The 13,724-nt window shown below is 32.0% G+C and carries 12 protein-coding genes, 1 tRNA gene and 7 pseudogenes; 2 read left to right on the top strand and 18 right to left on the bottom strand.

The genetic code is table 11. From position 1 onward, the window contains the following. Positions 1–42: 42 nt before the first annotated feature. The 18 genes and pseudogenes from OTBS_RS08600 to OTBS_RS18570 form a co-directional block, all read right to left on the bottom strand. A pseudogene (locus OTBS_RS08600) lies at positions 43–386 on the bottom strand (DNA adenine methylase); the annotation flags it as partial. Positions 387–516: 130 nt separating this feature from the next. Continuing rightward, a pseudogene (locus tag OTBS_RS13200) lies at positions 517–1,229 on the bottom strand (TraC family protein); the annotation flags it as partial. After that, positions 1,229–1,561 (bottom strand): annotated as a pseudogene (locus OTBS_RS08585) (conjugal transfer protein TraG); the annotation flags it as partial. The pseudogenes OTBS_RS13200 and OTBS_RS08585, both read right to left, overlap by 1 nt. Beyond that, positions 1,558–2,537: pseudogene (locus tag OTBS_RS08580) on the bottom strand (conjugal transfer protein TraH); the annotation flags it as partial. The pseudogenes OTBS_RS08580 and OTBS_RS08585, both read right to left, overlap by 4 nt. After that, positions 2,534–3,238 (bottom strand): conjugal transfer protein TraF, encoded by a 705-nt coding sequence (locus OTBS_RS08575; protein ID WP_011945085.1) that lies wholly within the window; start codon positions 3,236–3,238, stop codon positions 2,534–2,536. The pseudogene OTBS_RS08580 and the gene OTBS_RS08575, both read right to left, overlap by 4 nt. Before the next feature lie 5 nt (positions 3,239–3,243). Further along, a pseudogene (traN, locus tag OTBS_RS18580) lies at positions 3,244–4,935 on the bottom strand (conjugal transfer protein TraN). Continuing rightward, positions 4,932–5,252: a type-F conjugative transfer system pilin assembly protein TrbC gene (gene trbC, locus OTBS_RS08560; protein ID WP_011944350.1), complete on the bottom strand. Its 321-nt coding sequence runs from the start codon at positions 5,250–5,252 to the stop codon at positions 4,932–4,934. The pseudogene traN and the gene trbC overlap by 4 nt, the downstream one beginning before the upstream one ends. An 80-nt stretch (positions 5,253–5,332) precedes the next feature. Further along, positions 5,333–6,156: pseudogene (locus OTBS_RS08555) on the bottom strand (TraU family protein); the annotation flags it as partial. Positions 6,157–6,208: 52 nt separating this feature from the next. Further along, on the bottom strand, positions 6,209–6,499 hold the full coding sequence (locus OTBS_RS08550) for a hypothetical protein (protein WP_011944249.1): 291 nt from the start codon (positions 6,497–6,499) through the stop codon (positions 6,209–6,211). Next, positions 6,499–6,963, bottom strand: coding sequence for a TrbI/VirB10 family protein (locus OTBS_RS08545; protein ID WP_011944248.1), 465 nt, complete (start codon positions 6,961–6,963; stop codon positions 6,499–6,501). Before OTBS_RS08545 ends, OTBS_RS08550 begins: the two co-directional genes overlap by 1 nt. Before the next feature lie 111 nt (positions 6,964–7,074). Continuing rightward, the gene (locus tag OTBS_RS08540; RefSeq protein ID WP_011944247.1) at positions 7,075–7,476 is read right to left on the bottom strand and encodes a hypothetical protein; all 402 of its coding nucleotides are present in this window, start codon (positions 7,474–7,476) and stop codon (positions 7,075–7,077) included. Next, the gene (locus tag OTBS_RS08535) at positions 7,473–7,997 is read right to left on the bottom strand and encodes a type IV conjugative transfer system protein TraE (protein ID WP_232489023.1); all 525 of its coding nucleotides are present in this window, start codon (positions 7,995–7,997) and stop codon (positions 7,473–7,475) included. Before OTBS_RS08535 ends, OTBS_RS08540 begins: the two co-directional genes overlap by 4 nt. A gap of 26 nt (positions 7,998–8,023) precedes the next feature. Then, entirely contained in the window at positions 8,024–8,359 is a 336-nt protein-coding gene (locus tag OTBS_RS08530) for a hypothetical protein (RefSeq protein ID WP_011944246.1), read from the bottom strand. 91 nt (positions 8,360–8,450) lie between these two features. Beyond that, positions 8,451–9,461, bottom strand: a complete 1,011-nt coding sequence (locus OTBS_RS17125; RefSeq protein ID WP_050897479.1) for a tyrosine-type recombinase/integrase — start codon at positions 9,459–9,461, stop codon at positions 8,451–8,453. Positions 9,462–9,583: 122 nt separating this feature from the next. Next, positions 9,584–9,736: a hypothetical protein gene (locus OTBS_RS17115; protein WP_232488819.1), complete on the bottom strand. Its 153-nt coding sequence runs from the start codon at positions 9,734–9,736 to the stop codon at positions 9,584–9,586. Positions 9,737–10,174: 438 nt separating this feature from the next. After that, positions 10,175–10,549: pseudogene (locus OTBS_RS08520) on the bottom strand (DnaB-like helicase N-terminal domain-containing protein); the annotation flags it as partial. Positions 10,550–10,624: 75 nt separating this feature from the next. Continuing rightward, positions 10,625–10,873: a DnaA N-terminal domain-containing protein gene (locus tag OTBS_RS18575; RefSeq protein ID WP_232488979.1), complete on the bottom strand. Its 249-nt coding sequence runs from the start codon at positions 10,871–10,873 to the stop codon at positions 10,625–10,627. Positions 10,874–10,887: 14 nt separating this feature from the next. Continuing rightward, positions 10,888–11,289, bottom strand: coding sequence for a hypothetical protein (locus tag OTBS_RS18570; RefSeq protein WP_041621268.1), 402 nt, complete (start codon positions 11,287–11,289; stop codon positions 10,888–10,890). A 1,081-nt stretch (positions 11,290–12,370) separates the two neighbouring features. On the opposite strand from OTBS_RS18570, the gene OTBS_RS08505 reads away from it, so the two are divergent. Further along, positions 12,371–12,463, top strand: a tRNA-Ser gene (locus tag OTBS_RS08505). Between the two features lie 752 nt (positions 12,464–13,215). Then, positions 13,216–13,641 carry a nucleoside-diphosphate kinase gene (gene ndk, locus OTBS_RS08500; protein ID WP_011945084.1) on the top strand — a complete coding sequence of 142 codons (426 nt, stop codon included), beginning with the start codon at positions 13,216–13,218 and terminating at the stop codon, positions 13,639–13,641. Positions 13,642–13,724: the final 83 nt, after the last annotated feature.

The following is a 13,724-nucleotide window of genomic DNA, read 5'->3' as shown; positions in this document are numbered from 1 at the left end:
TTAAAGATAAGATAGTATTTATTGATAAATCTAAAATAGATTTGCCGTGATATCATTATGGTCATTACTATAATAATTGTCTCTTATTTTATAGTAGTGATTTTCAGAATGGTTTTTGTGATATAGATTAGTAATCTATTGACATCATTTGGATTCTTTTTAACAGCATAATAACTAGTAATTAAGTCGAGATTAATATCAGACAAAAAACATTGTTTAAACAGACGCCTAATTTGAAAAAATAAAGCTCCACCTCCAAGGAATGGTTCATAGTAATTATAATATGGCCCTGAAGGAAGATGCTCTATTAATTTATTAACAATTCTTCTTTTTCCTCTAACGCAGTGGAGAAAAGGCTTTGGTTCATTAGAAATTGCTATTGACACAAGAATTTTGATTTAGTTTAATCTCTACTATGGATTATAGCAGAAATAAGCCTTAAAGCCAGTGATAATAACTCTTGCATAGCTTTTTTATAAATCTTTTTTGAATGATATTTTTGTAGCTAGAGATACAATGTGATAATTTCGCATCTACTTTAAAAAAGATGAAAAAATTTTTCATAGAGCAAAACGCTGATGCAGATTGCTTAGCTTTCTTTATTTTATCAAACATAATAACATTGAAGTGAATATTAACAACTCTATCACCACTCTGTAAAGCAGCTACTACGCCTGCTAAATCTTCTGCTTCTTGCTGTATATCAGAAAAAACCCATTCCTGCATTTAATATTTCTTTCTAGCGATTCTCTTTTAGTTATGGCTGCAGTTCTTTCCATCGCTTGATTTAGTAAAATTTGCAGACCAAAATGAATCAGGAAATTTGATTTTATATATTCATCACGACGCATTTCATTACCTAAAAACAGATCCATAGCAGATAATTTCAATTCTGCAGGCCTCTTTCTTGCTTCTAGGCTGATAAATATTTGATCATCATTTACATTTACACAATCATCATTCTCAAATAACGAAAAATCTCCACTTAGAATTTGCTTAGACAATATTTCATACTGGTTAATCTCTGGAATGTTCTTCTCCTCATCAGGCCAGCCAAATATTACTCTTAAAAACTTTAATAATTGCTGTGCATTCACATTTTAAGTACTTAATCCAATTGACCTAAACGTATCTTTTAAAACATCTCGTCTGCGAATCATATCATCGATATTTGTATTTAAATTAGGTATAGTTACTGAAATCAACAATACTACATCCTTTATAACGCCAGATTAGGATAAATTCTTGATAACGAAAACTTCTCACGCCAGTCATCATATGACTCACGATTAGCATTAAGAAGCATAGCTTGCTTCATCCATTCATGAATGTCTTGTTGCTCTCTCTGTAAATATTTTAGTGTGTCGCCAGTCATGACTTTTAGTCTTTGACTTAACATGTTTGACTGATCAGATTGAATTCCAATCGCTGCTGCAAACTTGGTTAAAAGTCCTTCATTTAATTCTTTATGAATTGCTGCTTTAATCAATGGAGTAGCTTGTCTACAGGTCTTGAAACTAATGGCTAAATTACTAGGCTCACGATAATAAATACCGAAATCGAAGATAAAAAGGCTATTTCAGGGTTACTAAATTCAAAATTATTATCAAACTTAATTTTTAGATCAGTCAATTTTTGCTTAGCTTTACCTGCATAAGACTGCTCTGGTGATATTGTGATATTTCGTTGTAGGCTTGGATGCAGGCAACTAACACTATCACAGCTGTAAATTAAAGCTGATTCTCCACCTTTTAAATGACTAATCCAACTTTTTTCATCCTGAGCTAAGGAGTCAAAAAAGTACACATTATTGTTTGTAACCACGATAGTGCCAGTCATAGACATGATTGAATCACGCATATTTGATGGTATTCCAACCTTTGCTGCTGCTTTAGTGAAGATGTTATAATCATCCAGCATAACTCTGAATCCTTATTTTGTGCTTGTCGCAGAGCTTGTTTTTGGGCTAAATCATTACGACATTTTTTACCAGCAGCAAAATAATCAAACCCGCTTTGTGACTGTATATCACGGCAAACAGCTTCTCTCATAGCCCAGTTCTTTGGTAAAGCTGTAGCAAATAATGCTTTTGTTAATTCACAATCTCCTTTGGCAAATTGATTCATCTCCATTGCTAGATTACGTAAGTCTTTGAGAGCATTCTCAATTTGAGGAGCAAAGGTTTTTAATCCTAATGAAAAAGCATAGACTTTAGCTTGAGAACCAATGTTTTTCATCAATTGAACTAATTCTTCTCCAGAAATAACAGAGAAGCTACCAAGATAGGCATCAATACTGCTACAGCTCATGTTTAAAGATGGTGGAGTTATAGCAAATGGCTGAAATGATGTTTGGCTTGTTCTGGCAGATAATCCGCCAGCCGCATAATATCCAGCCGCTTGATCCTGATATGATCCAGCTCTAGTAACATTAACACTCATTCCTTGAAATACGTTTTCGATATTCCAAGCTAGTGATACTGGAGCTTGTAGCAATAATAGCATTGTAATGGCATAAACTCTGATTTTGGTGCTCATGTAGTCTCCAACTTATGATAATATCTATCGATTGCTAGAATATTGTCGATAATTTTATCTTCAGAGATTATGCCTCTAGCTACTGCATATATTTTTTTACCATCGCTAGCTACTGAATATAATACAGGTACAATATGCTTAGGATTTAGTTTATTAAGCAACTCATTATTCTTACTGACAGCTAGCAACTGAAATGCATATTTATTAGCAAAGCACTGAACAATAGGCATAAAGGCCTTACAGAGCAAGCAATCTTGTTTAACTTGCAAAATCAATCCCCAGTTTTTAGCAATGTTTTTGAGTTTGAAATCATTTTTTTGCTCTGATTTTTCTTGATATAGCTTTCTATGTAAGCTATTAGCAGGCTCATTAGCATTAATCAGTTGGTAATCAAGTAGAGTAGCTAGTTGCCACATAGTAGCAAACTTATGAGCCTTCTCCATGATTTGCTTCTGCAATCTTTGAGCTGTAATCACATTTTCGAGCGTTGGATTATCCAGCGCTATACGCTGAGCTCGATTAAATTGCTTCTTTAATTCCTCGATTCTCTGGTCATGAGCCACACTCATCAACTTAGAATTAGCAGCAGAGTCATCAAGCTCATGACCATGTTTATCATTGTACCATAAAAATCTTGTTGGTGAAGCATCAACAGTGGATAAATGACTAATTAATATCATAAACATTAATAATCTGCTCATTTAGACTAACTTTGTTGCATACGATGAACTTTATCTTTGATTCCTGCAATAATGTCTTTGTTCATGCTGCTTTGAGCCTTAGTGAGTATATCACCAAATAGTTCATCCATATTGATTTTAGTGAAATCAACTTTTTGTAACTCTTCAACAGTAAGGCCTCTACACTTTGGACATTCAGGTGTACCGAAGTCTATTTTTAGCTGCTTTCTTGCTTCTTCCTGAAAAATTCTTGCAAGTTTTGACTGAAAGCAGCAATAAGTAGACTTTCTAGCTAGGCAAATACCCAATATCGGAATTCTTGAAGAACAATAGGTTCCAATGTAATAGCAGTAACCTTTTTTTCTATATAGAGCTAATTCTTGTTCCTTAGATTTGCATTGCGATAAGCCTATATCACGCCCCCAGCCAGTCATTGAAGAGCAGCAATTCAAAAAACTAAATACATCTTTTTTGCATTTTCGATGTTTACCTGAAAATACAGAAACGGGATTTGTTTTAATGTCCTTGCTCATCTGATTTAGCATTGCTAGATGAGCTACTTTAGCTATATCTCTATTTGGTATAATAGTTGGAGTGTTGCAATTACCTCCTAAACAAAAAATTGAGTTATTACGCAATGATGAGTGTAGCATTGTTTGCTTCTCAGTTGAACAGCTATAATCGTGCTGCCATAGTAAACAAATATTTGCTACTGATTTTTGGCAAGTGCTGTTTTTAATTCACAATTTTGAATTTTAAGGTGTTTGCAACCATCTTTTGGATCGCTAGTACATGAAAAAACAATCTTTTGTTTCCAATATGAACGATTGACTCTAAACTTGTCAAAAAATACTCTATCACCACTCTCATAGTTGAGTCTATTCGCCTCATAGCATTCATTACTTTCTATTAATTGTTCAAGTTCAGGCTTTACAACTTGCCAATATTCTGCTACTTCCCTTAGTTCTTGAGTCTTATCTCTGTAGTCATAGCGAAGTATACATATTTTACCTCTTTTTGATATAATATAAACTTTGTTCCAATATGCTCTATAGATACGCCAAGCCTATCAGCAACAGCACTCCTCATTCGTCTTGCAGCCATTTGGCTATCACCTGCTAACTTGTATATTTTTTCATTATTTTTATCTACGTCATGGAAATCTGCACGACCATTAAGCCAATTACTATGATTCTCTACTATTTCTTCTGTTGCAAATTCCATTTGCCGGTTTTGCCAAGAAAGCCATACATTCTCTAATCTGCACTCAACATTTAATTCTCGAATAAGTTCAATGTTAAAATTACTACCTTCATTACAACTTTGAATAATTTCAGTATTAGTTTTACTTGTCTGAGTTACGAAGTTACTGCTATCAAGGGCACTTAAAGGATCAGATTCAATTCTCATTGAATTAGCTATCATATAATTTTGATCGTTGATATTATGTTGAGTTAAGGCATTGTTTTTACTGTTTTCAGCTTGAAATAACATTGCCCCACTTTCTGTACCAAGCTGATTACGGCCATGGTAGGTTAAATCCTCATCATTGTTAGGATAATTGACATTACTACCTTGATGAAATAATTCTTGTGTATTTGAAGAATTTCCAAGATTTACATTATAGTTGCTAGCTTCATTATAACTGCTTTGCATTGAAGCTAAACAACAGCTAATATTGAGCACTATCAAAAAGTTAATATAGATAATAATCTCATTGAGTATTCTCATTCATAATTTCTAATGCTATTGCTAAAGGAATATGGCCAGTTAATTTCTTGGTTAATCCTCTTTTTTCATCATCTATTACTATCACAGGAACAACATCAATTTTATATTGTTCAAACAAGCTAGGATCTATATCGAAGCTAATACCAAGCTCCATAGTTTTATTCTTTGTTTGTGTAAATGAGTTATTAATTAACCCACGCATAATCAATTGAGCTCCAGCCTTTTGAGATTCAGCAAAATAGCTTTTTAAAGCCTCATCACTCATTGAAAATGAGACAAAAATAAAAGTTTTTTGCTGGCCCAAAAAAAAGCATTAGCATTATTAACAAATAATAAAACCATCAACATCATTACTCGTATAACCATATTCCTCTCTAACCCTTATCAAAGCAAACAGTAATCTCTTTTTCGCCAAATCAAGTAACCAAAATCTTCACCATTAACTGGAAATTCTCTTCCAGCCTGCCATGTAGCTTCTGTTTGGCCTATGCTCTTGCAGGATCTGGTTTCTGGAATCGGATAAGTCATTTGTAGTCGATACTGACTTTTCTTCATAATAGGCATGGGATACTTGCCACATAAGCCTTTATAACCATAATATCCCCATAACATCAGTTGCCTATGCATTCTAGCCATAAACTTACTTACCATTAATACAGATGTTCCAACTCCACCATTATGCGCCGCAGCTGTTCCAGTAAAAGGGTAAAGCATTCCTTGACATTCAGCACACCAAAAAGCATAATCACTTGCTAATAAACCAGCGCTGCAACTCATGCAATCAGCTATACATGCTTGATAAGCAGCTACATTTTGAAACAACAGCGTTTCTGGATTTAAAATCGCAGATTTAGCGTCATCACTCCATAATGGATCAAACTCTGTTAAATATGCTATATCGACTGCAGCCATTTCCAGACAAATAAAATCAAGCAAAATTTCCAGCCAATAAATCACAGGATAGACATACCAATGAATGTGATAAAAAGCACTTCCTTCAGCCTCATCTTTCATGCCTTTTTGAGTAGCACTTCCAAATGACAAACCTCCAAGACTTACCATACACATTGGCGACTTTGTAACATCTACAAGGCGTACTGGCTCCCAAAATCCTACCGGAATATACCAGGTACAGGTATTGGAATCCCTGGCTTAGGACAAAGACATATAAGTCTACCAGAAGCATTAGTATCTGGCATTGAAGTGTTTGTAAAGTACAGAGATATAGTAATTTAACCTATATTATCACATAAATCATTTTTAAGTTGCAATATCACTCATTTTTGGTTTTTTAGGTGAAGTGTTAACAACAGCTACACCTTGAACTGCTTTAGATCGCTTACAGTATAGAACACAACGCCTTTTTGATTTAATTTTTGATGTTTCAACTTTCTCAACATTATCAGGGTCAAAAACTCCTTGAGCAGCCATTTTCTTTATTTCATATAAAGACTTACATTTTTGCCCTTTAGGAATTTTACAATCAAAATTACTTTCGAAAAAGAAGCTTGTTAGGCTCATACAGCCCAATAGCAATAATAAAAACTTCATTATAAATGCTCCTCTAACTTTTGTGATTGGTCGAATTTATTATGCAAATTAACTTTTTCATTGTTAGTTGATTGTGAATAAGTTAAATTATGTGGCTTCTTCTTGTGCTCACGTAAGTCAAAACCTTTTTTAAATACAACATCGATGACTCTACCTGACGCAATAAGAACGACTGGGCTCATAGAATCAGCTTGTTTTATAGCAAAATCAGCTAGCTTATCAAAAGCATTACTAGCTCCAGAGTAAGCTCCAGACTGAAGCGCATCTCCAATCTGAAACTCTTGTTGTTGATGACCTCCAGCTACTAGGTTTAAAGTTGGTAGCATATCAGGTTTAATAGCCTTAGCTTGTAGAAACTTAGCAATATTGCTAAATACTCCATTTAATGCAGCCATGCTTGCTATGTTAGACGATTTATCTACCACGATTCCTTTAATTCCAGAACGTCCATCTTCACCTATCAACCAGCCTTCCGCCTTGTTTTCAATAATATCTCCATAATGAAATTTTACTTTGAAGCAGTTTTAATATGCTTGATGCTGAGCTTAACAAGCTTTAAAGTAAAAACTAGCATTTTAAGCTAATTTTATTTTTCCTTTTGAATTATCCTTTTCAGCTTCTTCTGTAGCAGCATTAATAAGCGTTACATGGCTTGGAGTTTTTGGAGTAAAAGTTAACATTAAATCTTGAATTGTTTTGTGTTCTCCTATTACTGTTAAATAAAGCTTCTTTTCTTCTTCTCGTGGAGCAATAAACAAACATCCAGACTCATGAACTACAACTTCGGCTGCATTTTGAGGATACATAAAAATATCATTGATTTTTTCATCTTTAAGATTAATTCTTGTTGGCCCACTATCAGAAATCTCAAGCTTCAGCAAATTATCAACTTCTAACTCATATTCTACCGCATATACATCACTAAACTTGACTAAAGCAATAAACCCTATCATAAACCTCAAAATTCTAATACTCATTTTTTTATTCCATTCTCTTTAACGCCAGTTAACAACAAAAGGTAATTAGGACTTCGCTTGTAAGTCAAAAGGTAAGTCTTATCGACAGCTATATGTTTACTATCGCTAAACCAATAACGAAGCGTTCCACTAATTAATACTCCATCCTTTATCACTTCAACCTTCTTCGGAAAAAAGACTGAAGACACATTTGAGCCTTTAACAAATTGCAAGTGATCATGAAAAAATTTATTTAAAGATTCAGTATTACTAGATGCAACTTTCATGTCTGCTATTTGTCTTTCTACCTCATTTGGAGAAGTAGTAAATAAGAGTTTCGTTACATAAATTGCCCATTCCTTTAAATAGGTTTCATGGTAATTTTTTGATGAAACCATCATTTTACGATCAGGCTCCATTGCTGGAATTAATAACCACTTTTCTTCTTTGGTAATTGCAGCCATTATCGCAATTATATTAGCTGCAGCTAGCAATATAGTTACTGAAAGTAAGCATTTATTATATTTAACCAGCTCTTGTATAGCATTTTACTTAAAGAGATGATTCATTACTTGCCAACTTTTTTGCCCAAAAGCCTTGGATATCCTAATGGAGCTGGCAATAAACCTTTAGCTACTAAAAAACTTTTTAGCAAAAAATTCTCAGATACCTTCTTAATTTTCTTAAAGCAATAACATAGAGCAATTCCTCCAACCATAAAGGCTAGGCCTAATTTAGCATGCCTGCTGTTTAGTAGTACAATTCCTGGAGCTACTCCAGCTAGCACTACTCCCCATTCGTCAATGCTCAAACCCATATACTTCAACGGCCTCGATAATGCCCAACATAATTTTTGATTTTGTATAATTACCTTCAGCCTCAATTGTAGCATGAGATTTCTCATTCTGCTACTGCGATTTTCAAAAATTTACAAAATCTAATGTAGAGTAACTACTTAGCTAAGTTGTTGTCAATTTTTCTTCTCCGCAACTTAATTATGGCACTATTCCAGATAGTATCTCGTTCAAACAAACATTGGTACCGAATATACTCAGCATATTTTCGACAACTTTATTTGTAGCAATTGTTGCCTTATCTAAACTATGTATAGTATAAATTTTAGTTATATTAGTATTACTATGTCCTAATATTTGAGATATTGTATCTAGTGTTTCACCATTATTTTTCATCCAAGTTGCAAACGTTCTTCTAAGATCATGTATTGTTACATTCTGTATTCCGGCTTTTTTTCGAATCTTAGCCCATGCTCGATGCATTGTTGAACTTGATATGTGTTTACTATTGTCTGCTGAACTTGGCAATACCCATTCACTTTTTGAGCATAGTTTTCTGGTTTGCAATACTTCTATTAATTTATCAGCTAACCCTATATATAGAGTTTTACCATTTTTACTCTTAGTTTTTGGTATACACCATATTTTTTCGCTAAGGCTTATCTCGTCCCATCTCATTCCTGATACATTACTTTTACGTGCTGCAGTGAATAAACTTATAAATGTAAAAATTTTTCCTGATCGTTCTGCTCGCTTTTGCGATTCTGTTAATTGACTATTTCCCTTTTCTTTTAGCACGGCCATAAGTCTTCTCATTTCTTCATTTGTTACATATCTAGATCTTGATTCTTGCTTGTGCCTTTTTATTCCACATACAGGATTCTTTTCTAATAATCCCCACTCTATAGCCTTATTAAATATAGGGCTTAACAGTTTTAGAATACTGTTTGCTGTTACATAGTGTTTCTTTGCTGTTTTTTCGTCAAAAAGCTTCTGAATATCTTCTTTGGTAATCTCAGATATCTTTGTATTGTATAAAGATTCTAGATATCTCTTTACTCTTTGAGCCATTATTTTCCAACTTTTATGATAAAGACTACTATATTCAGTATATTTTACATGCACCTGTCCGAATGTTAGTTCATTCTTTAATTTAAGCCTCTTCTCTCTTTTTTCTCTTCTTTCTTTATTTATCTTCCGTCTTTCATCCATTGGATTTATTCCTTTAGCAATATCACTTTTTAACTGCTGTATCTTTTTTCTAGCTTCTGCTACCGTTAGATCTGGAAAATCTCCTATTTTTATTTTTTATAATACATGCCATTAATGTTTATTCATAAATATAGTCTTCTAAATCCAGTATATGATATTATAAACAGTAAGTTCCTTTGTGTTATATCTCTAAACTTGATTATTTTTTCTTCTTTGGTTGGTACTTTTATTTTATTTAATGCTGCTTGTGTAAATTTAAATACTTTTACTGGCATATTTATCACCCTTCATTAATTTAAAATTGAAGTAATTAAATAATAACTTATTAATTTTTAAAATTAGCTTAAACTTATAGTCTGTAGTATGGTTTTTATTGAATAGCAAATACTTTTGTAAAAATAAAAAATATTTTTAAGCGACGTTATCAATTGAAGGTTACTCTAAGCTTATCAACTATAAATTCAAGTTGCTGGATTAAAAATTAGCACTTCAACTAGCCAAATATTAGACATAAATTTACGTTATATTTCCGCAATTAACATCAAGATATTATTGTCATATTGACAAATAATATTAATACAGCTACAGTTAAATTCATGTATCAACTCAAACGAGAATAAACTACATAGCAGATTTTATAAAGCTTATAAAGCTCATAATAGCTCTTAATCTAACTTATTTCTTCTAGTTAGTTAATTTTTCTTAAACCATACATCTATCTGACTTATAGCTGTATCTGCTAAAGTAGAAGAATATGCATTCGTTGCTATTTTTTCTGCAATTTCAATTAAATAACGCCGCAGTGCGAGATCATATACTATTTTGCCGTATTCATTAACATTAACTATACTTAATGCTAAAGTTGTAAGTTTAGCTAGATAATCTACTCCACCTATTTCCTCAAATGCGAGTTCATTGCCTAGCATATTTTTGAGCGAAATTACAGTAGCACTAATTCCTTTACTAATAATGAGATTAATTGACTTATATATTTTACCATGTAATGGTTCATAAAAATGTTCCGGCAGTAAAAATTCGTTAATGTTATATAGCGCACGATTGTTAATCAGAATTGCCCCAAGTATCATTTGCTCTGCTTAAATATTATTTGGAGCAATCTTTGCAAGATCTTTTTCCATATCACTCTTTAAATTTTATTAAAATTATTCGAACTTAACTAACTCAAAAGAAAACCCTTGAGCTTTAAAAGCGTACTCAAAATCTTTCAGATAATTCCCTCTGATGTAACTATCTTCAAATTCTGTTTTTGCTTTAATGAATATTTTTTTATTAACATTATCTTCATTTACAACTTTTAATTTACTAAACCATATTTTATCAATAACTTGCTCATATTTGTAATGTTGAAGTATGTATTTTCGTACTTTGTACCAAGTTGAGTTGGAGTCCAATTGTTTACTCAGATTCAAGAGATACTCTTCTTCATTGATTTGTTTCTGTGAAACAGTTTTGAGTTGCTCAAATGGTGTAACTTGTAATTCTTGTCGTATCCATATACATCTTGTACAGCTTGTAATATCTTTGATCTATCACATTCTGTTAGTGTAATATTTTTAAGCAACTTAACAAAAAACTTAGTTCGAACTGCTGGCCCAAAACTACAAGAAGTCAAAATTTGATAAGCCATAGCTGCTTCAAAAGAACCAGCAATTTTATGCTTCAACTGGCTTTCCTTACTAAGATTTGTCCTTGTTTCAATTTGCGCAAGATATTTTTCCTTATTAAATTTTTCTACGTTATCAAGTCCACAGTTGTCACTATTTGCCTGATCAGTAGTTCGTAATTCATTTGCTAACGCTTTTGCCATATAGTTTAGAACTGATGCCTTACCGCCAAAATGATAATTCGAATATTGATCTGCTAGCTTTAATAGTAATTTGTTGATAAAGTATATGTTAAAACCTCTATCAGACTTATGTTGCAGTGTAACTACATCTTCTGGTGTTAGTTGGGTAAAAGTCTTCTAGCCTGTACCTTTTGAACCATTCTTTTTTACCATTCGAAGACTTGAGAATCTTTGTTATTAGTGATTCAATGTCTTTATTGCGATTTTTAGTTGAAGTCCGTATATCATTTTCAAAATCATCAACATTTTGAAAATTTTGTTCTTCATTTTCATTTTTGTTATTCTCTACTAACTCACCTTCAGTAGATCTAGATATTTTAGATTTTTTTTATATATCTATATATGTCCCTGAAAAAAGTTTCAGGTTGACCTGAAATTTCTTTCATGTTGGGACGAAATTTTTTTTCTGGTAAGGCTATATTTTCTTCTTTTCCTTTTTCACTATAGTGCTGAAAATTTTTCAGAATTTTTATGCAAGGAACATTACGTAACTTAACATTGTCTTTAATTATTGTCCTATTTTCAACTTCAATAAAACCTGCATCTCTTAATTCTACTAAGCATTGCCTAACTCTTCTTTGACCAACATTCAGCTTATCTTCATAAAGCTGATAACTTTCCTGTAATTCATCTATATCTTTGTTGTAATAGATATGTAGTCTAAATACTATGAATGATAAAAGCTGTTTAGATGTTTTACTTAATGCTTTTCCATTATCTCCACTTAGCTTTCTCCATTCTGGTGGAATGATATTTCCAATAAAGTTATAAAATATTGTGTCATTATTGCTACTGTTATTATTAGCAATTTTTGCGCCATTTCTAACCTCTAAAAATCAGATATAGCAGGTGATTTAGGCGATTTTCGCTATCAAACTCATTTTATTTTTTCTCTACTATACTTCCTTTTTGATTTATGATATATATTTTTATTACAATTTTACATATTCAATACACAATGTTTAGTTGTTAGCAATAAAAATAAAACTAGAAATCTTAACTAAACAATGCTATAAGATTAAAGTTAGTTTTAAAATCAAATGGAGAGGTGGCCGAGAGGCTTAAGGCGACGGTTTGCTAAACCGTTATACGGTTTAATATCGTATCAAGGGTTCGAATCCCTTTCTCTCCACCAGATCTAAAGAATAATTTATTAATACTTTATAATATACCTTTTCAACTTAAAGAGTTGAATAAAAATCAATATTTGAATACAAGAGTTTAGATATATAGTCTAAGTGATTGCATTAGATGACGTCTTACTTTCTTCTCTACCAAGTCCATTATTATAGTCATTTACAACGATGTTTGAGCATAGAAAGAAGCGATAAAAATTAATATAATATGTTGGTTTTATAAAGTTATTTTTTTGCTACCTTATTCTCCAGATTTAAATCTGATAGAAAAGTTTTGCGCTGAGCTGATATGAAGCTGTGAATTAGAAATCAAATTACTTAATTTAGTAAATTTCATGAATCTATTATGGCTTTTTTCTATGCTCAAACATCATTGTAAATGACTATATTACCATATCAACTGGTTGCGATATAAACTTGCGAAATATTTCTTTTAGTCTTTTTAGCAGATAAGTTCGTGCTCTCATTCTAGGCATTTTCTAAATTTCAGTTTTACATTGCTTAGTTTTCACTAGCATAAAATCAAAATCCAGAAAGCTAAATATTTCACCATTCTTTAAATCAACTGTTTTTATCTTTTCTTCGTTTAGTCCAACATTTATTCTCAACAGTATAACATAACTGTTTTATTGTAGTTTAGCTATATTATAACATAAGATGTTATTTAAATAAATAATTACTAGAAATTAAACACTCAAAAATATATACTACTAACACTCTTACTATTATTATATTAGTTAAATTAAAGTTTATGAACATGGAATACACTCTTTCAATTTTAAAACCAGATGTGATTAAAAGAAACATCATTGGAAAAGTTAACACCTACATAGAAAATTCTGGACTAAAAATTATAGCTCAAAAAACTCTTTTGCTTACTAAAGTACAAGCAGAAAATTTTTACATAATACATAAGGATAGAGCATATTATCAAAGTTTAGTGCAAAATATGACGTCTGGTCCAGTAGTAGTACAAGTATTATATGGCCTAAATGCTGTAAAAAAATACAGAGAAATCATAGGGGCTACTAATCCATGCGATGCTAAAAAAGGAACAATCAGAGGAGACATCGCAAAAAGTATCGATGAAAATACAGTTCATGGGTCTGATAGCTTAGAAAATGCTGATATAGAAATAAAATTTTTCTTTGCCTTGATTGAATATGCATATCTTTAAAATTAAATGCTTTTGTTATTGTTATGTTGATAATTAATATAGTAGTTTAGCCTAAGTTAAACGTAAAAATGTGATATGGCTAA

The sequence above is a fragment of the Orientia tsutsugamushi str. Boryong genome (assembly GCF_000063545.1).
In the GTDB taxonomy this organism is placed as follows: Bacteria; Pseudomonadota; Alphaproteobacteria; order Rickettsiales; family Rickettsiaceae; genus Orientia; species Orientia tsutsugamushi_C.
This window is presented reverse-complemented; position numbering and strand designations above follow the sequence as displayed.